21 protein-coding genes and 1 pseudogene are annotated in these 23,039 nt (G+C 67.6%); 8 read left to right on the top strand and 14 right to left on the bottom strand.

Going from position 1 to position 23,039, the window contains the following annotated elements:
• The first annotated feature begins 255 nt into the window (after positions 1 to 255).
• Genes MHN80_RS11070 through MHN80_RS11050 form a run of 5 tightly spaced genes read left to right on the top strand, consistent with a single transcriptional unit; the run spans position 256 to position 5,579 of the window.
• A complete protein-coding gene (locus MHN80_RS11070; RefSeq protein WP_239401591.1) occupies positions 256 to 1,434 on the top strand; it encodes an ABC transporter substrate-binding protein in 1,179 nt (392 codons plus the stop codon).
• Entirely contained in the window at positions 1,431 to 2,762 is a 1,332-nt protein-coding gene (locus MHN80_RS11065) for an FAD-binding oxidoreductase (protein ID WP_239401589.1), read from the top strand. The genes MHN80_RS11070 and MHN80_RS11065 overlap by 4 nt, the downstream gene beginning before the upstream one ends.
• A complete protein-coding gene (locus MHN80_RS11060; protein WP_354561163.1) occupies positions 2,759 to 3,559 on the top strand; it encodes a creatininase family protein in 801 nt (266 codons plus the stop codon). Before MHN80_RS11065 ends, MHN80_RS11060 begins: the two co-directional genes overlap by 4 nt.
• Positions 3,556 to 4,167 (top strand): pyridoxal 5'-phosphate synthase, encoded by a 612-nt coding sequence (locus tag MHN80_RS11055; RefSeq protein ID WP_064569999.1) that lies wholly within the window; start codon positions 3,556 to 3,558, stop codon positions 4,165 to 4,167. The genes MHN80_RS11060 and MHN80_RS11055 overlap by 4 nt, the downstream gene beginning before the upstream one ends.
• Complete coding sequence (locus MHN80_RS11050) at positions 4,164 to 5,579, top strand: amidohydrolase family protein (protein WP_239401585.1); 1,416 nt, start codon at positions 4,164 to 4,166, stop codon at positions 5,577 to 5,579. Before MHN80_RS11055 ends, MHN80_RS11050 begins: the two co-directional genes overlap by 4 nt.
• Here the strand turns inward: MHN80_RS11050 and MHN80_RS11045 are convergent.
• From MHN80_RS11045 to MHN80_RS11030, 4 genes are all read right to left on the bottom strand, one after another.
• Positions 5,513 to 6,025, bottom strand: a complete 513-nt coding sequence (locus MHN80_RS11045; RefSeq protein WP_239401583.1) for an NADPH-dependent FMN reductase — start codon at positions 6,023 to 6,025, stop codon at positions 5,513 to 5,515. The genes MHN80_RS11050 and MHN80_RS11045 overlap by 67 nt on opposite strands.
• A gap of 28 nt (positions 6,026 to 6,053) precedes the next feature.
• A complete protein-coding gene (locus MHN80_RS11040) occupies positions 6,054 to 6,836 on the bottom strand; it encodes an MFS transporter (protein WP_239401581.1) in 783 nt (260 codons plus the stop codon).
• A gap of 124 nt (positions 6,837 to 6,960) precedes the next feature.
• Entirely contained in the window at positions 6,961 to 8,262 is a 1,302-nt protein-coding gene (locus tag MHN80_RS11035) for an MFS transporter (protein ID WP_239401579.1), read from the bottom strand.
• 142 nt (positions 8,263 to 8,404) lie between these two features.
• Positions 8,405 to 9,520 (bottom strand): ADP-ribosylglycohydrolase family protein, encoded by a 1,116-nt coding sequence (locus MHN80_RS11030; RefSeq protein WP_239401577.1) that lies wholly within the window; start codon positions 9,518 to 9,520, stop codon positions 8,405 to 8,407.
• 130 nt (positions 9,521 to 9,650) lie between these two features.
• Between MHN80_RS11030 and MHN80_RS11025 the strand changes: the two are divergent.
• Positions 9,651 to 10,274 (top strand): annotated as a pseudogene (locus MHN80_RS11025) (DUF389 domain-containing protein); the annotation flags it as partial.
• Positions 10,275 to 10,312: 38 nt separating this feature from the next.
• A complete protein-coding gene (locus tag MHN80_RS11020; protein ID WP_239401575.1) occupies positions 10,313 to 10,630 on the top strand; it encodes a hypothetical protein in 318 nt (105 codons plus the stop codon).
• A gap of 77 nt (positions 10,631 to 10,707) precedes the next feature.
• Here MHN80_RS11020 and MHN80_RS11015 read toward each other — a convergent pair whose 3' ends face one another.
• Positions 10,708 to 12,861 carry an acyl-CoA dehydrogenase gene (locus MHN80_RS11015; RefSeq protein WP_239401573.1) on the bottom strand — a complete coding sequence of 718 codons (2,154 nt, stop codon included), beginning with the start codon at positions 12,859 to 12,861 and terminating at the stop codon, positions 10,708 to 10,710.
• A gap of 115 nt (positions 12,862 to 12,976) precedes the next feature.
• The gene (locus MHN80_RS11010; RefSeq protein WP_239401571.1) at positions 12,977 to 13,819 is read right to left on the bottom strand and encodes a sulfurtransferase; all 843 of its coding nucleotides are present in this window, start codon (positions 13,817 to 13,819) and stop codon (positions 12,977 to 12,979) included.
• Between the two features lie 107 nt (positions 13,820 to 13,926).
• Between MHN80_RS11010 and MHN80_RS11005 the strand changes: the two genes are divergently transcribed.
• On the top strand, positions 13,927 to 15,096 hold the full coding sequence (locus MHN80_RS11005; protein ID WP_239401569.1) for a metallophosphoesterase: 1,170 nt from the start codon (positions 13,927 to 13,929) through the stop codon (positions 15,094 to 15,096).
• 174 nt (positions 15,097 to 15,270) lie between these two features.
• On the opposite strand, the gene catC is transcribed toward MHN80_RS11005, so the two are convergent.
• The 8 genes from catC to MHN80_RS10965 all read right to left on the bottom strand — a co-directional run bounded on the left by catC (position 15,271) and on the right by MHN80_RS10965 (position 22,996).
• Positions 15,271 to 15,564: a muconolactone Delta-isomerase gene (gene catC, locus MHN80_RS11000; RefSeq protein WP_086534071.1), complete on the bottom strand. Its 294-nt coding sequence runs from the start codon at positions 15,562 to 15,564 to the stop codon at positions 15,271 to 15,273.
• Positions 15,564 to 16,430 carry a catechol 1,2-dioxygenase gene (catA, locus tag MHN80_RS10995; RefSeq protein WP_239401567.1) on the bottom strand — a complete coding sequence of 289 codons (867 nt, stop codon included), beginning with the start codon at positions 16,428 to 16,430 and terminating at the stop codon, positions 15,564 to 15,566. The genes catC and catA overlap by 1 nt, the downstream gene beginning before the upstream one ends.
• A gap of 63 nt (positions 16,431 to 16,493) precedes the next feature.
• Entirely contained in the window at positions 16,494 to 17,597 is a 1,104-nt protein-coding gene (locus tag MHN80_RS10990; RefSeq protein WP_239401565.1) for a mandelate racemase/muconate lactonizing enzyme family protein, read from the bottom strand.
• Positions 17,594 to 18,577, bottom strand: a complete 984-nt coding sequence (locus tag MHN80_RS10985; protein ID WP_239401563.1) for a LysR family transcriptional regulator — start codon at positions 18,575 to 18,577, stop codon at positions 17,594 to 17,596. The genes MHN80_RS10990 and MHN80_RS10985 overlap by 4 nt, the downstream gene beginning before the upstream one ends.
• A 535-nt stretch (positions 18,578 to 19,112) precedes the next feature.
• Positions 19,113 to 19,946: an SDR family NAD(P)-dependent oxidoreductase gene (locus tag MHN80_RS10980; protein WP_239401561.1), complete on the bottom strand. Its 834-nt coding sequence runs from the start codon at positions 19,944 to 19,946 to the stop codon at positions 19,113 to 19,115.
• 636 nt (positions 19,947 to 20,582) lie between these two features.
• Positions 20,583 to 20,993, bottom strand: a complete 411-nt coding sequence (locus MHN80_RS10975; protein WP_239401559.1) for an ester cyclase — start codon at positions 20,991 to 20,993, stop codon at positions 20,583 to 20,585.
• 138 nt (positions 20,994 to 21,131) lie between these two features.
• Positions 21,132 to 22,160 (bottom strand): ABC transporter substrate-binding protein, encoded by a 1,029-nt coding sequence (locus MHN80_RS10970; RefSeq protein ID WP_239401557.1) that lies wholly within the window; start codon positions 22,158 to 22,160, stop codon positions 21,132 to 21,134.
• A 95-nt stretch (positions 22,161 to 22,255) separates the two neighbouring features.
• The gene (locus tag MHN80_RS10965) at positions 22,256 to 22,996 is read right to left on the bottom strand and encodes an ABC transporter permease (RefSeq protein ID WP_239401555.1); all 741 of its coding nucleotides are present in this window, start codon (positions 22,994 to 22,996) and stop codon (positions 22,256 to 22,258) included.
• Between the last annotated feature and the right edge of the window lie 43 nt (positions 22,997 to 23,039).

Raw genomic sequence — 23,039 nt, 5'->3', positions numbered from 1 at the left:
CTCGGTGCCGGCTCAACCAGCAGGCGGTGCCGGCTCAACCAGCAGGCGGTGCCGGCTCAACCAGCAGGCGGTGTCGGCTCAACCAGCAGGCGGTGCCGGCTCAACCAGCGCTCGGTGCCGGCTCAACCAGCAGGCGGTGCCGGCTCAACCAGCGCGGGTGCCGGCTCAACCAGCAGGCGGGTCCCCTGTCGTCGACACCCAATGATCTCTCCAACCAACTTCCGGAATCTCTCAGCCCGAAAAGGAACTCATCTCATGAACACACACATCTGGCGTCGCCTGTCCAAGACCACCGGTGTCGCGGCCGTCGCCGCCGCCCTCGCTTTCACCGCCGCGTGTGGTTCCGGTGAGACCACCGAGTCCTCGGGCTATACCGGTGCCGTCGGCCCGGTCGACCTGAGCGCCAACTGCCCGGACAAGATCGTGGTCCAGACCGACTGGAACCCGGAGGCCGAGCACGGCCACCTCTACCAGCTCCTCGGACCCGACCCGACGATCAATGCCGGCAACAAGCGCGTCGTCGGACCGCTGTTCGACCGCGGCCAGTACACCGGCGTCGACATCGAGATCCGCTCCGGCGGACCGGCCATCGGCTTCCAGTCGGTGACCTCGCAGATGTACTCCGATCCAGAGATCCTCCTCGGTTACGTGGACACCGACCAGGCCATCCAGAACTCGAAAGACAACCCGACGACCGCGGTCATGGCGCCCCTGGACATCAGCCCGCAGATGATCATGTGGGACCCCGCCACATATCCGCAGGCCCAGGGCATCGCCGACCTCAAGGCGGCGAATGCGCGCGTCCTCTACTTCGAGGGAGCCACCTACATGGACTACCTGACGGGGTCGGGCGTCCTCTCCCCCGGACAGGTCGACGGCAGTTACGACGGGTCACCGGCCAACTTCGTCTCCGACGGCGGCAAGACGGCCCAGCAGGGATTCGCCAGCTCCGAGCCGCAGGTCTACCAGGAGGAGGTCGAGGGCTGGCAGAAGCCGGTGAAGTACCAGCTGATCCACGAGGTCGGATATCCGATCTACAAGTCGTCGGTGGCGGTTCGCACGGACGCACTGGAGGAGAACGCCGCCTGCCTCGAGCAGCTCGTCCCGGTGCTGCAGCGCGGGTCGGTCGACTACCTGGCGTCGCCGCAGGCGGCGGACGCGGTCATCCTCGACGCCGTCGAGCAGTACGACACGGGGTGGGTGTACTCCCAGCGCAACGCGGACTACGCCCGCCAGACGATGGCCGACCTCGACCTGGTGAGCAACGGCACCGACACGACGATCGGCAACTTCGACACCGCCCGCGTCGCCCGCGTGATGGAGGTGACCGGACCGATCTTCACCGAACAGGGCACCCCCGCAGCCGACGGTCTGACCCCCGAGTCGATCGCGACCAACCGGTTCATCGAGACCTCGGTGGGCCTCCCGTCATGACCGCACCGGTGGTCGCCGTCGGCACCGATGAGGGACGCCCCGACTTCGGACCCGACGACGTCGACGCGCTGGCCGACGACCTGCTCGCCATTGTCGGCCCGCGCGGCATCAGCTCGCTTCCCCGCGCCCTCGAACGGGCGGGGCGGGACGGCTCGGGGATGAGCCCGATCCTGTCGGCGCAGGACCTCGGGCAACCGGACCTCGTGTGCTACCCGCGGTCGGCCGAGGCGGTGCCCGCGATCGTGCGTGCCGCGGTCGCCCGCGGGGTCCCGATCACCACGCGCGGCAAGGGCACCGGCAATTACGGTCAGGTCATCCCCCGCTTCGGCGGACTCGTCCTCGACATGACGTCGCTGACCGAGATCCGCGATGTCACAGAGCGTTCGGTCACCGCGCAGGCCGGCGCGCGGATGATCAACCTGGAACAGACCGCCTGGGCGCACGAGCGCCAGCTGTGGATGTACCCGTCCACCGTCCAGTCGACCCTCGGCGGGTTCCTCGCGGGCGGTTCGGCCGGTACCGGCACGATCGTGCACGGACGTAACCATCAAGGTTTCGTCGAAGCCCTCGATGTCGTCCACGCCACCGACGACGCCGAGGTGGTGCATCTCGAGGGCGACGACGCGACGCCTTTCGTGCACACCTACGGGGTTGCCGGCGTCATCGTCGGCGCCACCGTCCGGGTGGAACCACTCCAGGAATGGCGGTGCGTCTATGCGAGTTTCGCCTCCGGTCCGGAGGCCTTCGACGCGGCGTACCGGCTGGCGGCGGTCGAGCCCAAGCCGCGTCTGCTGTCGGCCGACGGTCCCCTGATCACGGCGGCACTTCCCGACGACCCCGCCCTCGTCCGCGGGCGCGCCAGCGTGCGCGGGATCATCGACGCCCGTGCGCTGGCAGAGACCACCGATCTGGTCGTCGCAGCCGGCGGCCGCGTCGAAGCGGTCCGAGAAGGGATCGCCGAGACGGTCAAACTGTCGACCCTGTCCTACAACCACCCCACGTGGTGGCTGCAGAAGTCCCAGCCGGACAAGTGGTTCCACATGGAGGTACGCGGCGACGCGCTCGTCACCCGGCTCGACGAGGTCGAGCAGGTCTACGAGGGCGGCGAGCTTCATCTCGAGGTCGGTCACGAGATGATGTTCGGGATGCTCAACGGGGTCTACCGCAGCCCGCAGCAGGTCATCGACGGGGTCGCCGCGCTCGAGGAACTCGGGGTCGGGGTCCACTCCCCGCATCAGTGGTACGTCGATCTCGACGCCGAGCGCGTGCGCGCGCTCGCTCAGCAGACCGATCCGAAGGGGCTGCTCAATCCGGGAAGGTGGATGTGAACGTGGTGGACACGACGGCCGCGAGCCCGAACGGTCATCGACGTTACGCTGAGCTGACCACCGAACAGATCGGCACGGCCCTGTCCCGAGATTCGATTCTCGTACTGCCCACGGGCGCAATCGAACCGCACGGACCACACCTACCGCTCGCCACCGACCTCATCGTCGCCGAGTCGGTCGCCGAGGCCGTCGTCGAGCGCGGCGCGGCGGCTGGGCACGACGTCTGGCTGCTACCCGCTCTCGGATACACCAAGTCCGACGAGCACTCGCGGCTCCCGGGCACGATCTGGCTGCGCGCGACGACCCTGTTCGAGACGATCGTCGACATCGGCGCCTCGCTCGCCGAGACCCCGGCGAGACGGATACTGTTCCTCAACGCACACGGCGGCAACTCCGCCCTGATCGAGGTCGCCGCGCGCGAGCTGCGCCGCCGGTTCGATCTGCAGACGTTCTTCTCCTCCGGCCCAGGGCATCCCGGTCCCACCGAACGCGGCCTGGGTATCCATGCCGGGTGGGCGGAGACCTCGATGATGCTCCACCTGCGGCCGGATCTGGTGCACATGGACAAGGCCGTGGCGGCCGTGGCGGACGCGGTTGCCGACGCCGAGCACGTCGGATTCGCCGGCACCGTTCGATTCGGTTGGTTGTCCACCGATTTCGCCGAGTCGGGCGTCATCGGCGATCCCACCGGCGCCGACGCATCCATCGGCGCGACGCTCTTCGACGAGCGCGTCGGAAACCTGGTCGCGGCACTACCGGAGATCGCCACGTTCGACCCGGGCCGGGTCGGACGTTGATCACCAGCGGAGCAGGCTTCGGAACCGATTGTGCGGCCACCGATCAGCTCACGATCGACCCGATGGAGCTGTTGCGCGACTGGCTGCCCCCTGCCGACCAACCGCGCCCACTGATGGCACTGGCGACGTCCGGTCGCGATGGATATCCCCGGGTCCGGCACGTCCTGATCACCGAAACCGACGACACCGCGGTCTATTTCCACACCGACAGCAGGTCGGCGAAGGTGGCCGAACTCGTGGAGACCCCCCGAGCGTCGGTTGCGATCGCCTGGCCGGCCGCGGGCCGTCAGGTCGTCGCGCATGGGGACGTGCGGCGGGCGCCGGATACCGAACTGCACGAGGCATATTCACGCCGGTCTCGCTATCTGCAGCTCCTGGCATGGATGAACGACGACGACCTCGCCGCACTGGCACCCGACGAGCGGCGGCGCCGCTGGGCCGACTTCGACGCCGCCCACCCACGACTCGCCGCACCGCCGACCTGGACCGGGTACGCCGTCGACCTGCGGGAGATCACCTTCTGGCGGGGCGACCCGGACGGTCCGTCGCAACGAGTACGGTTCACCCACAACGCAGATCATTGGACATCGGAGGTTCTACCGGGATGACCGGCACTTACCACAACGCGCTGATCCTGCCGGTCAGCGGCGAGAAGCCGTGGTTCTGGGGATGGCTGTCGATCGGGGACGACGGCCGGATCTCCGGGATGGGCGAGGGGTCCCCGCCCGCCGACGCCCCGCTTCCTCGGCACGATCTCGACGGCGCCTTCCTCGCACCCGGTTTCGTCTCGGCACACAGCCACATCTACACCGCCGGAATGCGTGGTGTTGCGCCGAACAGTCCGCTGTACGAATGGGTCACGCTCAACAGCACGATGCTGCTCGGGGCCGAGGCGGAGGATCTGTACTGGATGACGCTGGCGGGCGGGCTCGACCACCTGTCCTCCGGCATCACGTCTGTGTACAACTTCACCCAGTCGCGCGTCCTGGCCCTCTTCGACTACGAGGAATCCGTCTTGAAGGCGGCGCGGGTGCACCCACCGGAATTCGTCACCTCCCAGGTGGACGGCCTGGCGGCCAGCGGAATCCGGTTCGTCACCAGCGTGCGACTCGACGACGAGCAACTCGGCGAGGATGCGGCCTTCGCCGGTTTCGACGAGGTGATGACCCACCTGGCAACCGTCGACCGCGACCTCGATCTGGGCGGTTCGGTCTACGGCTCGGTGCAGTGGTCGTCGTCGCAGGCGACCGCGGAACGCGAACGCGCCCTGATGGATCGATACGGGATCACCAATCAGGCGCACTTCGTCGAGACCGCCGAACAGATCGAGATCCAGCAGTCGAAGTTCGACTGGTACGACGCCGCGGGCGTGTTGGGTCCCGACTTCGCGTTCGGCCATTTCGTCCATCCGACCGAGGACATGTTCACGCGCGTTCGCGAGACCGGGTCGGCGGTGGTGTGGCAACCGATGTCCAACGGACGCCTCGGCTCCGGGATCGCCGATGTACCCCGCCTGCTGCGGGATTCGGTCACCGTCGGCATGGGCGTCGACGACCAGTCGTGCACGGACGTGTCCGACCCGTTCGAGAACATGCGCACCGGGTTGTTCCTGCAACGCGGCAAGCACAGCGACGCCGCTGTCCTGACCCCGCTCGATGTGCTCGGGTTGCACACCCTCGGTTCGGCGTCGGCGATGGGGGTGGCCGACCGGGTCGGTTCGCTCGAGGTCGGGAAGTTCGCGGATCTGCTCGTCGTCGATCCACGGTCGCCCCACCTCGGACCGATCTGGGATCCGATCGCCACCTATGTCCTCGGCTGCGGACTGCGAAACCTCCGCGAGGTCGTCGTGGGCGGTCGATCGGTCTGGCACCGCGACGTGGCCGACCCCCGACGTGCACAGGCGGATTCCGAACTCACCGAACGGATGATCGCGTCAGCGGCGCAGTCCGGGATTCATCCGGTCGTGCCTGCGCTCCGCGGTCCGGACCGCACGAGCGCCGACGACCAGCGGTCGGTGTAGTCGGCGATCCGGGAATCGGTGGTGTAGGTGGAATCCATCAGGTACAGGCCCGGAGCCGGGCACACCGCGCCGAGTTCGACCAGGACCGGTTTGAGCAGCAGGTCGGGTGCCATCGCATGCGCCGGCCCCGCCCCCAGCATCAGTGGGACGGCCGTGACATCGCGCAGGCCCTCGCCGGTGGCGAACTGGTCGAGGAAGAGTTTGAGGACGCCGGTATAGGTCGCCTTGAAGGTCGGGCTCGCCACCACGACCAGATCCGACGAGGCGACGGTCTCGACCGCACCCTGGACCGCGGTGTCACCCCACGCGAGCAGGCCCGGCCCGAGTTCGATCACGTCCACGACATGGTCGGGTTCGGTTCCGGTCAGCGCTCTCGCCAACCGGCGGGCGGCGTCGAGCGTGCGCGAACCGGGCTTGGGGTTCCCGGCGACAACGGTGGTGGTCATGGTCCGCCTCTCGCAGTATCGGTCTCGCCTATCGTGCCGCAGCCGGAGCGGGCGCACCCGCCCGGCGCCGCAGTATCGTCACTGCCGCCGTGGTGACGACCAGCGCGACGATCGTCCCGACCGCGACTCCCACGACGGCCGTCGACTCACCCTGCGCGGACACGATGATCCCGGCGAGCGCCCAAATCAGCGTGAGCGGGTAGGCGACGAGCACCGACCCGACGACGGCGGTGACCGCCAGCCCGACCAGGGCACACGCGAGCAGGACGGCCAGCTGCCATCCCAGGGACTGCGGATCCGCGAGGTCGGCGCCGATCGCCGCGGCCCAGTTCTGGAACACAGCCGCGGTCGCCCACGCCGCGTAGACACCCACGAGGACCCGGGTCAGGACCGTGAGCCATCGAGGCGCCGAATCGTCGGCCGGCCTCGCGGCGATCCGGGCCGCGTCGAGCAGGACCACCGTCATGACCGTCAGCACGATCGGTGTCACCCATGTCCACTCCGCCGCCGACACGAGAATCCATACCGCCGCGCCGGCGAACGCGACTTCGAGGTCGACGAGCAACCGCCGCGGGTCACCGGTCCCGGTGGACCCCTTCCACTCCACGGCGACGGCGAACACGATCGACAGCAGGTAGATGAGGCTCCAGATAGAGAACGTGTAACCGGCCGGGGTAATCAGCAGATCGGTCGTCGACTCGTTGGGCGAGGCGCCGAAACCGGAGAACGGGACGATGGGCGCGAGCACCTGTGCCACGGCGAGGACGACGGCGAGCCAGGTGATCGGACCGGAGATGCGCGTGGGTGTCATGTGTCCCAACGTAGGCCCCACCGCAAACCCACCCCTTTTCCGTAAACCCAGCAGGCTCGGACCGGGTGGATTTACGGAAGAGGGGTGGGTTTGTCGGAAGGTCCGGTTTCGCTGTTCTGCCGGCTCAGGGGGCCGTACCGACGACACGCCGGCCCGGGAGGTGTACCGCACTTGTCGATGCGGGATGTCTCCCCCTCGTTCCTCGATCCCGTCGCACGACCAGACCGATGGCGACGGCCGCGACGAGCGCATACACGACGCCGGTGACAACAGCTCCGCCCATGGTTCCGACCGCCTGCCCGGCGACGCCGTCGAGCACGACCATCACCCCCGCACCGCTGTAGGCGAAGGCGGAGAACCGCGACGCCACCCGCCCCTGCTCGACCGCGGTGAGACCGCCGGTGATGGCAGCAAGCGCCACTCGGTAGCCGCCGGCCTGCCCGACTCCACCGACGACCGTGCCCAGAACGATCACGTCCAGTCGGCCGAGGATCAGACCCACCACCGCCGTCGACCATCCGAGGACCAGGAGCACGCCGACCGTCGGCAGAGTCGTCACGATCCGCATCCCGACGCCCGCGAGACTCGCACACATCGAGACGAGTAGGCATGCGCCACCGACACACTGGGCCACGAGGAGTGAGCCACTCGCGCCGGTGGCCAGTATCGCAGCCGGCATCGCACCGACCGCGAGTGCGCCGATCGCCCACGCGAGCGCGCCGATCAGGTACGCGCCGGAGTCACGTCGGCGAGGGCCCGCGACATCGAGGTCGCCGGTGCGTGCTCGCACCGACGCCGATCCCGGCGCCACATCGTCGTCGACCTGCGAATCTCCGCTGTACGCAAGGAGGTCGGGGGCCAGACGCAACCCGACCAACAGAACGATCAGGCACAGTGTCGTCGCAGCGGCGTGGATCGCGTACACCGTGAACAGTTGCCAGGGCAGGAAGACGGCTATCGCGATGGCCGCGACCAGACCTGTGCCCGCGCCGATGAGCGAACCGGAGGCGATGAACGCACGACCCCGCTCGCCACGGGCGGCCACCATGATCGCCGCTGCGGCACCCGTGCTCAGCCCGACCGACGCCCCGGTGAGGAACCGCCCTGGGAACAACAGCAACTCGGCCGAGGCGCCCGCGATCTGCAGGAGGTCACCGACGATCGCCGCGAGGAAGGCGATCGGCAGCACCGTGCGGCTGTACCGGATGAGCGGCCCCCGCGCCGAGATCAACAGGACGATGATCAATGCGATGAAGTAGGTGGCGAACAGCACCGACGCCGCGGCGGGGCCGAAGTCATGGGTGTCCATGTAACCCGGGAGTAGCGGCGTCATCGCATTCGAGCCGCAGATCGCGAGGATGAACCCGACCCCGGAAGCACCTGCCAGCACACGGATTCCACGGTCGGTTCTCGGAGCGGTTGTCATGGGGGAACTCAAACCGATGTCTGTGACCACCGGGCAACCCCGTCGTGGCCGTCGTATTGCGCACCTCGTCGGCGCGATGACGGGCCGCTGACCTGGCGCGTCGTCGCCGACAATGGGGATGGCGCCGATCGCGCCGGGCCGATCAGCCCACCGGACGTAGATCCGAGGGCGTCCCCGGACGCGTTCCCCAGTACTTCCCGACCCAACCGGCCGCCCCGGCCTGCGCATCGGCCTCGGTGATGTCCCAGTCCACGAAGTCGTGGAGGTCGCGCGCCATCTCGACGATGACGTCGCGAAGTTCGAGGGACTCGAGCCAGCGCTGCGGGATCGCTCCCACGCCGTCGCGGGCACCCAGCAGATTGCCGGCCATCGCGCCCGTCGAGTCCGAGTCGCCATCGTGGTTGACCGCGATGATCACCGCGTCTTCGAGGTCATCTGCCACGAGGGCGGAGTAGACGGCGATCGCGAGTGCTTCCTCTCCGACCCAACCTCCCCCGAGCCGCGTGATCGCCGCCTCGTGCGGCAGGGCCGAATCGGCCAGTGCCTCAGCGGCGTCGAGCGCAGCCAGGGTCTCCTCATGACCGGCACGAATCCGCAGAATCCCTTTCGCGACCGTCAGCGCCTCGGGCAGGCTCGCACCGCCGACCAGATCGCGAACCGCGACGGCGAGGACCCCGGCGGGGAGCGACCCGGAAGGGTGCCCGTGTGTGAGCGAAGCGAGGGTGGTCGCGAGATCGAAAGTGCCGGCGGCCGACCACTCGGCGCGGGCCGCGAACAACCCAACAGGCGCAACCCGCATCACGCCGCCACAACCCTTGCTGTCGTTGTCGGCGGCCGCGCCGGGACGAGTGGTCACCCGCAGCGCCTCGAGGCAAGTGGTGCCAGGTGCCCGCCGGCTGTGGAGCTGCCGGTGTCCCGCCAACCAGCTCGACCGTTCGGCCGTCGCCAGCACTCCGTGCCGAGGATGGCCGCCCTGGGTGATGAACCAGCGCAAGTAGGCACGTGCCGTCGTGGCCGAGTAGCAGGAGATACCGCCCGCGCAGTCGCGCACCCAGGCGCGCAGCAGCCCTTCGGCGGTGAACAGCGTCATCTGGGTGTCGTCGGTGATGGTGCCGACGCCGCCGTACGCTTCCGCGTACGAGGTGATCCCGTCGGCACCGAACCGGTCCAGAATCGCGTCGCGCGTCGAGAACTCGACCGCCCCGCCCAGGGCGTCGCCGACTGCCCCGGCGAGTAGACATCCGGTGTACCGATCCATGTTCGCCCCCTGTGGTTCTCCCCGGCGTTTCCCCATGGTCACACGCGGGGCCCGAACCTGCTGGACAGCGAACTGCGACGGGGTATTTTCGGAGGACCTCGAGACGAAGGGGCTCCGATGACGCTCTCCCTCCAACTCGCAGGTGTTGGGCCGAACGTCACCCACGCTCGTCGACCTCCTGGCCGCCCTGGCCACCGGCCTCGTCGGCGCGATCGCCATCACACGCCGCGACGTCGGCGACGTGCTGCCCGGAGTGGCCGTCGCCATCTCACTGGTGCCGCCACTCGGGGTGGTCGCGATGATCATCACGAGGCTCGTCGTCCTGACGATCGGCGGCTACGGTCGCGAAGCCGCCGATCTCGCCGGTGAGCAGCACTCCCGACCCCCACGACGTCGGACCTACACGATGCTCGCCATCGCGCTCGTCGCCGTCACCGTCCCGATGGTCGCCAACTCCCTGTCGTCGCTGTGGTCTCGTCAGATCGCGACCGCAGCGGGGTCGTGGCTGGGGTCAACCGGGAACCAGACGTCCGAGGTCACCGGGGTGTCCTGGACCGGCAGCACGGTGACCGTCAGTGTGCTCGCCCCGCAGCACCTGCCGCCGATCGGCGAGCTCCACACGACGGTCGACGAGCTGGTCCCCTGGGACCCCGAGGCCGTCGTCGTCCACACCGTCGGCGAGCGATCACGCCCCGACGGACCCACGGTCCGACCCGCCGGAAGCAGGCCGCTCCGACTCGCCAACCGAAGGTGACACCGCTCGAACACACGTGCGAAACTGTGCGAGTGGGCATGCAGTGGATTGGCGGGGACAACGGCCAGCCACACCGGCCCGCCTTTGTGCGGGTCGGCCATAAGGCGGTGCTCATCGACCTCGGCGCGCTGTACCCCAACGCACCTCATTTCAGCGGTGAGTATCACCCCGACGGGTTGCAGATCCGATCGGTGCACCTCGGAGTCCTCACTGAATGGGGGCGAGACGAGTGGGGTGCCTGGTACGGCAAGGTGACGTACACCATCACCTCGAAGGACCGTCAGGAGAAGGTCACGCACTGGGTGCCGTCGTGGGCGCTGCGTCCGGCCGGTGATCCCCCGCCCGGGCGACGGTGACCCTTCGAGGCTCGCTTCGCTCGCACCTCAGGGATCGGGGGTAGCGTCGCTCGCACCTCAAGGATCAGCGCGGCGTCTCAGCGGATGAGCGGATCGCGCGGCAACCCGAGGATGCGCTCGGCGATCTGGTTGCGGGTGATCTCCGACGTCCCGCCCGCGATCGACATCCCGCGGGCCCCGAGTATCAGCAGGCCGGCCAGCTTGCCGGGGCCGTCCGAGAACGCTACATCGGGTCCGAGCAACTCCGCCGCCAGGTGAGCGCGATCGCTGAGGTGTTCGGCGAGAAGCAGTTTCGTGACGTTGCCCTCGGGTCCGGGGGCGGCGCCGACGACGGACCTGGCGGCACGACGCAGATTCAGCAGTCGCAGTGCATCCTCGACGGCGAGGAACTCCCCGACCTTCGTCGCCGCCCCCTCGACCCGGTCCCCGTAGCCCTGGACGAGCGCCACCATCTGCTGCACCGCGCCATCGCTGCCCGGTGCTCCGCCGCCGATGCTGACCCGCTCGTTGCCGAGGGTCGCGCGGGCCACGGCCCAGCCGTCGTTCGGGGTGCCCACCACGTCGGCGTCGGGGACGAAGACGTCGGTGAAGAACACTTCGTTGAACTCCGATCCGCCGGTGATCTGACGCAGGGGGCGCACCTCGACCCCGGGCGCCTCCATGTCGATCAGCACCGCGGTGATGCCCTTGTGTTTGGGAGCTTCCGGGTCGGTCCGGACCGTCGCCAGGCCGCGGCGACACAGGTGCGCGCCGCTGGTCCAGACCTTTTGTCCGTTGATCCGCCAGCCACCGTCGACGCGGGTCGCCCTGGTCGTGACCGCCGCGGCGTCCGACCCCGCGCCCGGCTCGGAGAACAGCTGACACCACACCTCGTCACCGAGCAGCGCCGGCCGTACGAGACGGTCGATCTGTTCCTGCGTGCCCTGTTGGATGAGGGTGAGGATGACCCACCCGGTGATGCTGTAGTCGGGTCGCTTCACCCCCGCCGCAGCCATCTCTTCGTCGATGACGAGTTGTTCGACCGAGTCCGCGGCGCGTCCCCACGGCGTGGGCCAGTGCGGCATCACGTACCCGGTGTCGATCAGCTTCTCGCGCTGCTCGGACTCGTCGGCCGCTGCGATCTCGGCGATGTCGGCGCGCACGCGCGTCCGCAGTTCCTCGGCCTCCGGCGGGAGGTCGAGGCTGTTGGCACGGGTGATGCCGGCCGCGGAGAAGGCATACACATCGTGCGCCGGCCGCTGCCCTCCGAAGAAGGCCTGCAGCACGGTGGCCCGACGCAGGTGCAGGTGCGCGTCGTGCTCCCAGGTGAAGCCGATGCCGCCGTGCACCTGGATGTTCAGTTCCGCATTCCGCGTGTACGTGGGCAACGCAAGCGCCGCGGCCGACGCCGCCACCAGTCCGAGGGCGTCGGCGTCCTCGTCGGCTGCCCGCGCGGCGTCCCACACGACCGCCGTGGCGGCCTCCGCGCCGACGAGCATGTTCGCGCAGTGGTGTTTGACGGCCTGGAACGACCCGATGGTCCGACCGAATTGTTCGCGGACCTTCGCGTAGGCGACCGCGGTGTCCAGTGCATCGCGTGCCCCGCCCACCGCTTCGGCGGCGACCAGCGTCCGCGTGAGGGCCAGGGCGGTGGCGGCGAGTCTCGGCAGACGGACGACGGCGGCATCGGTCAACGACACCCTGGCCGAGCGCCGGGTCGGATCGAGGTCGGCCTGCGCACCCACGTCGACACCGGAGTCCGACGACTCCACCACCAGCACATCGTCGTCGGCGATGAGTATCAGCAGGTCCGCGAGCGGTGCGCCGAGCACCGCGTCGACGACACCGGACGACTTGCCGTCGGACTCGGTCAGCCCCGGGGCGAGTCCGAGACCCGCGGTGATCGTGCCGTCGACGAGTGACCGCAACCAGCGGGCACGCGCCTCGTCGTCGGCACGGGCCAGGATCGCAGAGGCGAGCACGGTGGGCAGGAACGGCCCGGGTGCCACGGCGCGACCCAATTCCTCTGTCACCACGACCAACTCGGCCACACCGAAGCCGGACCCGCCGTACTCCTCGGCGACGTGCAGGCCCAACCACCCGAGGTCGGCGATCTCCTGCCAGAAGGTGGGCCTGGCCTCCTCCGACGCGTCGAGACGATCTCGCGCCTGCGCTCGCACCTTGCGGTCGACGGCGAATTCGCGTACCACCGAGGCAAGTTCGACGTGGTCTTCGGTCAGGGCAATACTCATGGCGACTCCCGGGATCGTCGGTCACCCGATCACACCATCTACCCGGCCCGCGGCGGGCCGCCTTGGGACAAAACGTCCGGGTTCGTCCCATCAGAGCCGGTTGCGATGAACGTCCTCAGGGCCGGTCGCCCTCGGCGACCGGCCGCTCCGGGTCCGACGACCACTGCGAGAACGACCCCGGGAACAAGGACGCGTCGATGCCGGCGACGGCGAGGGCCGCGATCTGGTGCGCCGCGTTGATCCCGGAACCGCAGTACACCACCACCCCGGTTCCGGCCTCCGCGTCGATGCCGACACCCGCGAACCGCCGCCGTAGCTCGTCGGCCGGATGAAATCGGCCGGACGTGTCGACGTTGTCCGCGGTCGGGACGTTGATCGCCCCGGGAATGTGACCCGCACGCGGATCGACCGGTTCGACGTCGCCGCGGTAGCGCTCGGCGGCCCGGGCGTCGAGCAGGTGGTCCGGTCCGGCCGCCACATCGTCGATGGTCGCGACCGGCAGGTGTCCGGCGGTGAGCGTCACCCGACCGGCCCGCGGGCGACCGCCGTCTCCCGTCGTCGTCCGCAGACCTTCGGCGCGCCACGCCACGAGACCACCGTCGAGGAGTCGCACGTCGGCGACTCCCGCCCAGCGCAGCAGCCACCAGGCCCGAGCGGCGGCAAGATTGCCGGAGTCGTCGTAGACCACCACCGGGACGCCGTCGTCGATCCCCCATCGCCGGGCCGCCTCCTGGAGATCGGCAACGGCAGGCAGCGGGTGCCTACCCCCTACCGGCCCGGAGGGCGGGGCGGCCAGTTCGGAGTCGAGGTCGACGTAGACCGCGCCGGGGATGTGCCCCTCGCGGTAGGCACCCCGGCCGTCGAAGTCGCCCAACCGCCAGCGCACGTCCAACAGGACCGGTGGAGTGGACAGGAGCATCTCGGCCAGTTCGAGCGGGGCGATGAGGACCTCAGCCATGGCGGCGAGGGTACCAACGCACACCGATGGCAGAATTGGGGCAATCCGCCCATGCCCGGGCGCTGGCCATCCGCCGCCCTGTCGTCAACACACTCAGGAGTCCATCCGTGGCGTTGTTTCCTGCCGTCGTCTTCGGACTCATCACCTTCTGGCTGCACCGGCGCATCGTCCGCGCGACAGCCATGCCGCGGCCCTGGTCGATCGTCGCCGACGTCGCGCTGGTCGTCCTGTGGGCGCTCGCCCTCATCGGCTTCGCCACCGGCCGGGTGCTCGACCCGTCGTGGGCACGGCCCTTCGGCACCGTCGGGCTGATCTGGCTGGCCGCTGTCTTCTACCTGTTCCTGGGACTCGCGGTGGTGAGTCTCGTCTCGTTCGCCGCGCACGTCATCCGCTCGATCCGGCGTCGCCGTTCCGGCGTGCAGGACACCCCGGCCCTCGCCGCGCGTCGGGTCAGCAAGCTCCGGTTCGCGACCGCCGCGGTCGTGGTCATCGCGCTCGGGGTCACCGGTTACGGCGTGTTCGAGGCGTCTCGACCACAGATCGTCGACGTCGACGCCACGTTCGCGAGCCTGCCGCCGCAGTTCGACGGGACGCGTATCGCGGTGATCTCCGACCTCCACGTCGGTCCGGCCCGCGACGCGTCGTTCACCAGGCGCGTCGTCGACGACGTCAACGCCCAGCGACCCGACCTCGTCGTGCTGGTCGGCGACCTCACCGACGGCACCATTCCGAACGTGCGCGACACCCTCGAACCCCTCGCCGATCTCCGGGCGCCGCTCGGGGTCTTCGGTGTCAGCGGGAACCACGAGTACTACGCCGACGACGGTGGTCGCTGGCTCGACGTCTGGGAGGAACTCGGCGTCCGCACGTTGCGCAACGCGCGGGTGCCGATCGAGGTCGACGGTGCGACCATCACGCTCGCCGGCATCTATGACGCCACCGCGCCGGAACCGTACGAGCCGGACCTGCCGGCGGCGCTGGCGGGATCGTCCCCCGACGACTTCACCCTCCTTCTCGCCCACCAGCCCAAGCAGGCGGTGGAGGCCTCCGATCTCGGCGTCGACCTGCAGCTGTCGGGGCACACGCACGGTGGCCAGCTCTGGCCCATCCGCTATCTGGTGCGCGCCCAGCAGCCGACGATCACCGGGCTCGACCAGATCGGCGACACCGTCATCTACACGACCCGTGGCGCCGGCGCGTGGGGCCCGCCGGTCCGCGTCCTGACACCGCCGGAGATCACGATCCTGACGCTGCGATCAGCACCCACTGCTCCCTGATCCGAAGAAACCGCAAAACCACTAATCCGAAGGGACCACACACCCACTGGTCCCTGAGGAGCGCCCGGAGCTTGCGGAGGGCGCGTCACGAAGGGTCTGCCACGCATCTCACCAGGACCCTTCGTGACGCTCGCAAGCTCGCTCCTCAGGGAGCAAGGGGGGCTCGCTCGCTCCTCAGGGAGCAGGGGGGCCGTTGATGTCCGACGGATGGGTCGCCAGCGGGGTGACCTTGATCCGCATGTAGGGGAACAGGGGCAGGCCCGACAGCAGGGTGTGCAGTTCGTCGTTCGACTCGACGTCGAAGATCGAGTAGTTGGAGTACTCCCCGACGATCCGCCAGATGTGCGGCCACTTGCCGGCGCGTTGCAGGTCCTGCGAGTACGCCTTCTCCCGGGCGACGGTGTCGGCCCGCACGTCGGGGTCGAGGTCGTCGGGGATGGACACGTCCATCCGCACGTGGAACAGCATTACTTCGCCGGATCCAGCACGAAGTCGTAGGAGATGGTGAAGCCGCCCTGGCCGTCGTCCTGCGGGTCCAGCACCAGTTCGGGCTTGACGGCGCTGGCGACGTCGTCGTCGTTGTGCGGGTCGCCCGGGAAGTACAGCTGTGCGGTGAGCTGCTCGTGGCCCGGTGCCGAGACCTTGAGGTGCAGGTGCGCGGGACGCCACGGATGCCAGCCGGCCGCGGAGATCATCTTCCCGCACGAGCCATCGGTCGGGATCATGTACGGCGCGGGCCGGATGGTGGTGATCTCGAAGCGGCCCTCGTCATCGGCGGTGAAGGTGCCGCGCAGATTCCACTCCGGGATTCCCGGCGCGAACTGCGAGTAGAAGCCGTCGTCGTCGGCGTGCCAGAGTTCGACCGTGGCGCCGGCGAGGGCGGTGCCGTCGCACGACCGGACCTGGCCGGTCCACACCAACGGATCGCCGGGCTCGTTGTCCCGCATGGGCAGAGTGCCCTTGGCGCCGAGTTCCGGAGCGTCCGGGACGTAGTACGGGCCTTCGATGCTGCCCTTGTTGCCCTGACGATGCGAGGTCGCGACGTCCTCGACGACGTGCTCCACCCATACGTCCAGGAACAGCGGCCACTCGCCGTCCTCGCCGACGTTGATGAGCCACGCCTTCAGTGCGTTGTACTCGTCGTAGGTGACCTTGTGCTTCCGGATGGTCTCGTGCACGCCCGCGAGGACCTCGTTGATGAGGGTGGCCACGCGCTCGGGCGGGGTGTCCTTGACGGCTTCGAACGGCGACTTGTCCGCGTGGAACCGTTCGGTGGCGGAGGCGCCGGACGCGGCGGCGGTGGCGGCTTCCTGTGGATGCTCGGTGGTGGTCATGTCCTTCTCCTTGCTACTGACGGTTCGCGGGGCTGCCACGAGACGTGTTGTGGGGTCGTGATTTCAGTTGTCGGTGCGGTACTTCTCGAGCTTGTCCGGGTCGAGCTCGAAGCCGATGCCGGGCGCGGTCGAGCGGTGCAGGTGGCCGTCGCGGATCTGCAACGGTTCGGCCAGCAGGTCGTCACTCATGTCGAGGAAGTTCGACAACTCACCCGCGTATCGCGAGGTCAGCTCGAAGGCACTGCCGAACGCGAGGGTGCAGGCGGTTCCGATCTGGCCGTCGATCTGGTTGCCCATGACGACCGGCACGCCCAGCCCCTCGGCGAGGTGATGGGTGCGGCGTGAGGTGGTGAAACCCGAACGCGCGGTCTTGATGCTGATGGCGGTCGCGGACCGGCCGAGGATCTCGCGGGTGACGTCGGCCGGCGTGGGGACCGATTCGTCGGCGATGAACGGCACCGCGAGCTGTTCGACGAGCCATCGGCGGCCGAGCACATCCCCTGCGTCACAGAGCTCTTCGGCGAACAACAGATCGAGATCGGCCATCTCCCGCATGGCTCGCGCGGACTCGGCCGGCGTCCACCCGCGGTTGCCGTCGACGTACAGTTCGACGTCGTCGCCGAACCGCTCGCGGAGCGCACGGACGACCGCGGTGTCGAGGGAGGCGGGGTGGCGTCCGACCTTCACCTTGAAGGTGCGGATCCCATACGTGTCGACCATCTTCTCGGCTTCGGCGACCATCGCGGCCGGCTCGGCGAAACCGAGCATGTGGCCGACCCGCATCCGATCGGTGTACCCGCCGAGCATGTCGCCCACCGGAAGCCCAAGGACCTTGCCCAGCGCATCCCAGATCGCCATGTCCACAGCGGATTTCGCGGCCGGGTTACCGACCGTGCGAGCCATCCGGGCGGCGACCACCTCACGTTCCAGCAAGGTCAGGCCGACGACCGCGGGTGCGAAGATGCCCTCGACCACGGCGATGATGCCGTCCTGGGTCTCGCCGTAGGTGAAGGGACGGGGCGGTGCCTCGGCGACGCCGACCACGCCGGCGTCGGTGTGCACCCGGACCAGCACGTGGGTCGCGGCGTGCACCTCACCCGAAGCGAACTTCAGCGGCTTCACGTACGGGATGGTGAACGGAATCGCCTCTACGGCGGTGATTTTCACGGTTTCTCTCCAGATCGAGCACCCAGTCGGGTCCTCACGGAACGGTGGTCGGCAAGCTGGGTGTCGCGCGACTCTGCGGCGGCGGAATCGGCGAAGGCGGAATCGGCGAAGGCTGCGGCGATGACGTCGGCGACCGCGGTGACGACCGGGTCGTCGGAACCCGATCGCCAGGCGAGTGCGACCTCGACAGTGTCGGCATCGACGAGGTCGCGCACCACCAAACCGTCGAGCGGAAGTGACCGTACCGAGGCCGGGAGCACGGCGACCCCCAGCCCGGCGGCGACCAGGGCCAGCAACACCGCGGTACCCGGCGCCTGGTGCGCCCGGTGCGGAACGAAACCCGCTGCGCGACATGTCCGTATTGCGGCGTCGTTGACGGCGGAGTCCCGGCTGTCGTACAGCACGAACGGCTCATGGCGGAGGTCGGCGACGGCGACCACGGGCTCGGCGGCCAGTCGGTGATCGACCGACACCGCGAGAACCATCGGCTCGACATCGATGACCGTCGTGTCGATGTGCTCCCCGATCGCCGGCGGACGCAGGATCCCGAGATCGAGGGCGCCGGCGCGCAGGGCGTCGCACTGGCCCGGCGTGAGCATGTCGGACTGGATACGAAGATCCACATCGGGCAACTCCCGCTTGACGACCCGCGCGATGCGCGGCAGATGGGAGAACGCGGCGATACCGGTGATACCGACCCGGACGAGGCCGCTCCGGCCGGCGGCGATCCGACGCACGCCGTCCACGGCTTCGTCCACGCCGGCAAGAATTCGCTCGGCCTGGGCCCTGAGGTACTGCCCGGCCGGGGTGAGCGACACCTGCCGGGTGGTCCGCGTGAACAGTGTGACGTCGAGTTCGGCCTCGAGCTGGCGGATGGCGTACGACAGCGCGGGCTGCGCCACGTGCAACGACTCGGCCGCCTGCCCGAAATGACAGGTGTCGGCCACGGCGGCGAAGTACCGCAAGTGCCGTAGCTCCATGACCCGCCTCGTCTCGTACCGATCGACACCGCGGCTGTGACCGCGGACACGTCTCACCGTAGAACGTCGATCCATACATGACAAAGACATAATTTGCAGCGATTGATCAATCGCATTGATCAATCGGCTACTGGGCCAGGACTGGCAATTACCCCGGTGTGATCGCCACCACGTGCTGCCACAGTGCAGAGAGCAGCCCACTTTCTGGAGGTATACGACCATGACCGCGTCAGTATCGGAACACCTGAACCATGTGAACTCGGTCCTCTACGACGCGGTCGTCGACGACCGTGATGCCGGTGTCTACCGCCCCGAACGCTGCGCCACGAGTACGTATCCTCTGAAAATGATGCCGGCAGGAAGCGCGGCTTGTGTACTGACCGCATTCTCCAAGGAACCCAGTCGTTCTGACCGACCGTGAGCAGCAGGTCTGAGGCCCGATTGGCAGTGTTTCGTCTCGTCTGGAGGCTGGACGGTCAAGAGGGCCGCAGGCGCGATGCGCATGACATCTAAAACGACCTTTCGCTTGTGGTCATCAGCCTGCCGAAATGCCCCCATTGATGCTGATCACCTGTCCGGTGATCTTGGCGGCCGCGGAGCTGGCCAACCACAGTACGCCCGCAGCGATATCCGTGGCGTCAGGCACCCCCAGCTGCGCCTTTTCGGTGATCTTCGCGAAAATTCTTGCTCCGAAGTCGTCAGCCACCAACCGTTCGGCCGTTTCTGTCCCGGCGATGAGACTGGGAGTCACGGCATGGACTCGGATCCCGTGGCGTTTGACCTCCAGGGCCAGGGTGCGAGTGAACATCGTGATGGCGGCCATCGCACCACCCGCCACAGATTCGCCCGGGGTAGGAACTTTGGCCGCGTCAGATGCAATATTGATCATTGTCCCGCCATGCTCTTTCATGTAGGGCAGGACGGCCCGGTTCATCTGCATGACTGGAAGAACCAGACCGACGAGAACACGCCCCAGTTCCACAGGATCCTGCCGGTCAAGAGGGCCCAGGTGCCCACCGGGAGCAACCGCGGAAACGAAACAGTCGACCCTGCCGTCCAGGTATTCGGACGCCTGGCGCGCCATTTCACCTGACCCTTGGGGATCACCCGCATCACCACCGACAAAGTGGACAGCCGCGCCCTCGGCACCGACTATCCGGGTTGCGCTGACGCCGCGGCCTGCGTTTCGCCCTAGCAATACGATTCGCTCGGCTCCTGCGGCAGCAAACTCTTTCGCGATGACCAAACCGACGCCGGAAGTGCCACCGCTGACAAGCACTCGAGCGCCCTCGAACTCATTCCGGGAAGAGATTCTATCGTTGTCCACGGTTGACCCGGCCTCCGCTGCTAACGCCGCTTCAATCATCATCTCGTCCTTGTCCGTGCTGACCCTCAAAGCGTCCGGGAATAAAATTCATACATATTGTCTCATAATGTAGCTGGAGGTAGCCCCCGTAACAAGCCCCTGGGGCGATTCGAACGACGGTGTCGGTGATAGTTGGCGACCGGCGTGGGCCCGATGGCGACAGAGGCGCCCCGTCTCCCGCGCAAATGGTCGCGACCCAACTCAGCCCCCGGCGCCGGACTCATTCACCTCTGTTGCCGCCGTGTGCGACCGTCCCCGACGCGGCCGGCGGGTACCCCGGCTGCAGCAGCATCCACATCACGTTGACGCGACGGTGCCGGCCCTACAGCGCGGCACATCCCCATGGGCACGGCGAGAGATCCCGGTGACCGCAAGGAGATTCGCCTCCGAAATCCGACCGTTCCAGCGATCACGACACCATCCTGATCGCGCCTGCGTCCATACGCGAGGGCCGACGCCCCACAGTCCAATCCGAGGACCTTGGCGAGCTGATGCGTGCGATCCTGCCGCCGAACGAGATCTTTGTTCCCTGGGGAAAACACGGCCATCTGATTCGCGACCGCTTACGCTGTGTTGGTTGAGGCTGCGAGACGTTCGCGCGACTCATGTCGAGTCGGACAGGTCCGCCCCGCACAGCGGTCAGCGGAGACCGAGCTGCTTGAGCAGATCGAAGTTGTTCCAGTAGTCCCGGTTCCCGATGATCTTGCCATCCTTCACCTCGCCAACCGATGCACACGGAACTTTGAAGGTCTTTCCGGTCGCCGGCATGCCGGGCAGGTCCTTCACGTGCGTGCCCGCCATATAGCTCTCGAGTCCGAAACCGGTCTCGGTCGCGTGAACGCGTGTGACGACCCAGTCGACATCTAGATTGTTCATCGTCGACAGATAGAACTTCTTCGTCGCCTCGATGCCCACGTGCACCTGCCCGAGAGCACAGTCTTCGTACACGATGTCGTCGTGGTAGAACGTCCAGATCTTCTCGAAGTCGCGTTCCAGACATGCCTGGGCATAGCCAAGGATCAAAGCCTCGGTCTTGGGATCGTTTGCCACGCTGACTCTCCTCATTTCGTGTGCCGTGGTGGCCATGGGCCGCTCGAACCTTGCCCACCGCAAGCTGACGGCTATCTTAAAAAGATGCTACGTCTCTAAACTACCGGACTGTGGTGGCTGACACAACCGCCTCACCAGTCACCCGTTCACGTCCACGACCAGGTCCTCGACGGTCGGCAGGGGGGACGGCTCTATCACGCCGTTCTCGGCGTAGTAGTCGATGGTCCGCTGAAGACGATCCGCAGGCAGCGCAACGTCGAATATGGGGTAGACCTCAGCGAGCACAGCTTCGGCGGCCGCGGGCGGAATCCCTTGCATCTCGCTCAGCGTGCCCGCCGCGGCGGGCAGATTCGCCGGATCGCGAACGAAGTTCAGCGCCTCGGTGATCGCGTCACAGAAAGCCTTGAAGTCCTCAGGTCGTTCCTCCAGTTCCGTACTCGGCGCTGCGTACCCGGCGCCGAAGAGCTGCGTGTACACGGGGGGACCCTCCTGCAATGGCATGAGCGTCTTTGCCTTACCTGACTCCTTCAGGATCTGCGTACCCGACGATGACACCATCGCGGCATCGATCTGGCCACTCTCGAGCAGCTGCTGGATGGAGCTGGTATTCGTGCCGACATTGATGGTGACGAAGTCTTGCTCCGCCACGCCGGCCTCATTCATCGCCGCGGCGAACACCTTCCACCATCCGGTGCCCTCCGGTTGGGGGAAACCGACCTTCTTGCCTTCGAGTGACTGCAGCACGTCTTGCCACGTGGCGCCGCTCTCCGTCGAGGGGAGTTCGCTGTTGGGCGCCGCCATGATCTCGTTGGGAATGCTGGGCATGAGGCCGCAGAAGAACCGCATGTCACCGCCATTCTGCCAGCTGGACATCAAGCTGCCGGCTGTCATCTGTAGCACGTCAGACTTGGTCGCCTTGACGGCCTGGCCAGGCTCCAGACTCGTCGGATAGTCCGCCGTATCGACTGTGACCCCGGCTTTGTCGAAGAATCCTTCATCCTGACCAATCGTGAGCAGCAGATCTTGGACCTGGTTGGGGTAACCCAGCACCGTGATCGTGCCGGGTGCCGATGAGTCGCCGGTGCCGGCGGAACAGCCGCTGAGGGCCACCGCCGACAAGGACAGAACGGCCAGGATGACCTTCGATCGAAGACGTGCAGTTTCCATGACTTTGACACCTTCCAGTGTGACCGATAAACGAGCTGAGCCCTTGCGTGCAGCCGGCGTCAGGGGGACCGACAGCGGTGCCGAGGAACCGAGGGTTACTGCCAACGGAGCAGACGCCGTTCGATTCGCACGAACAGCAGGTTCACCACGACCGATGCGACGGCGATGATCACGAGGATCGCGTAGACGGTGTCGATCTCGTAGGACGTCGAAAAGCGAACGATGTCCGTGCCGAGACCGGAGGTGGCAGCGATCATCTCGGATGCGACAACGCCGAGCAACGAGAAGGTGAAAGCGAGCCGCAAATTGGCGAACAGGGAAGGTACGGCCGACGGCAGGACAACCTTCCAGAGCAGCGACGGTCCACGCAGGCCGACCACACGAGCCATCGTCATCACGTCCGGGTCCACGGACCTCACGGCGGACCGCGCGTTCTCAGCCAGAATGAAGAAGACGACCGTGACCGCGAGGACGACCTTCGCTGACATCGTCAACCCGAACCACGCGACGAAGACTGGTGCCAGAGCTATTCGCGGGATCGAATTCAGCGGGCCCATGAAGGGCCCGAAGATCGCATCCGCTTTCCGGCTGAGTCCCAGAACGAGGCCCGCGACGGTCCCGAGTACGGATCCGATCACGAAGGACAGCAGTACTGCCACTCCGGTGGAGATCATCGACTCGCGAGCCGGAGCCGAAGGAACATACGCCCAGAAGGCATCCCACACACCGGACGGACTACCGAAGATGACGGTGTCGATGCGTCCCGAATCGGCCAACCACTGCCAAAGGCCGAGGAACGCCGCGACGATCACCAGCTGTAGGACAAGAACCGCCACGAACGGCAGATCCGCTGGACGTCGAGCGACCGCTCGCCGGGGC

Source organism: Gordonia sp. McavH-238-E, from assembly GCF_022348225.1.
Taxonomy (GTDB): domain Bacteria; phylum Actinomycetota; class Actinomycetes; order Mycobacteriales; family Mycobacteriaceae; genus Gordonia; species Gordonia terrae.
This window is presented reverse-complemented; position numbering and strand designations above follow the sequence as displayed.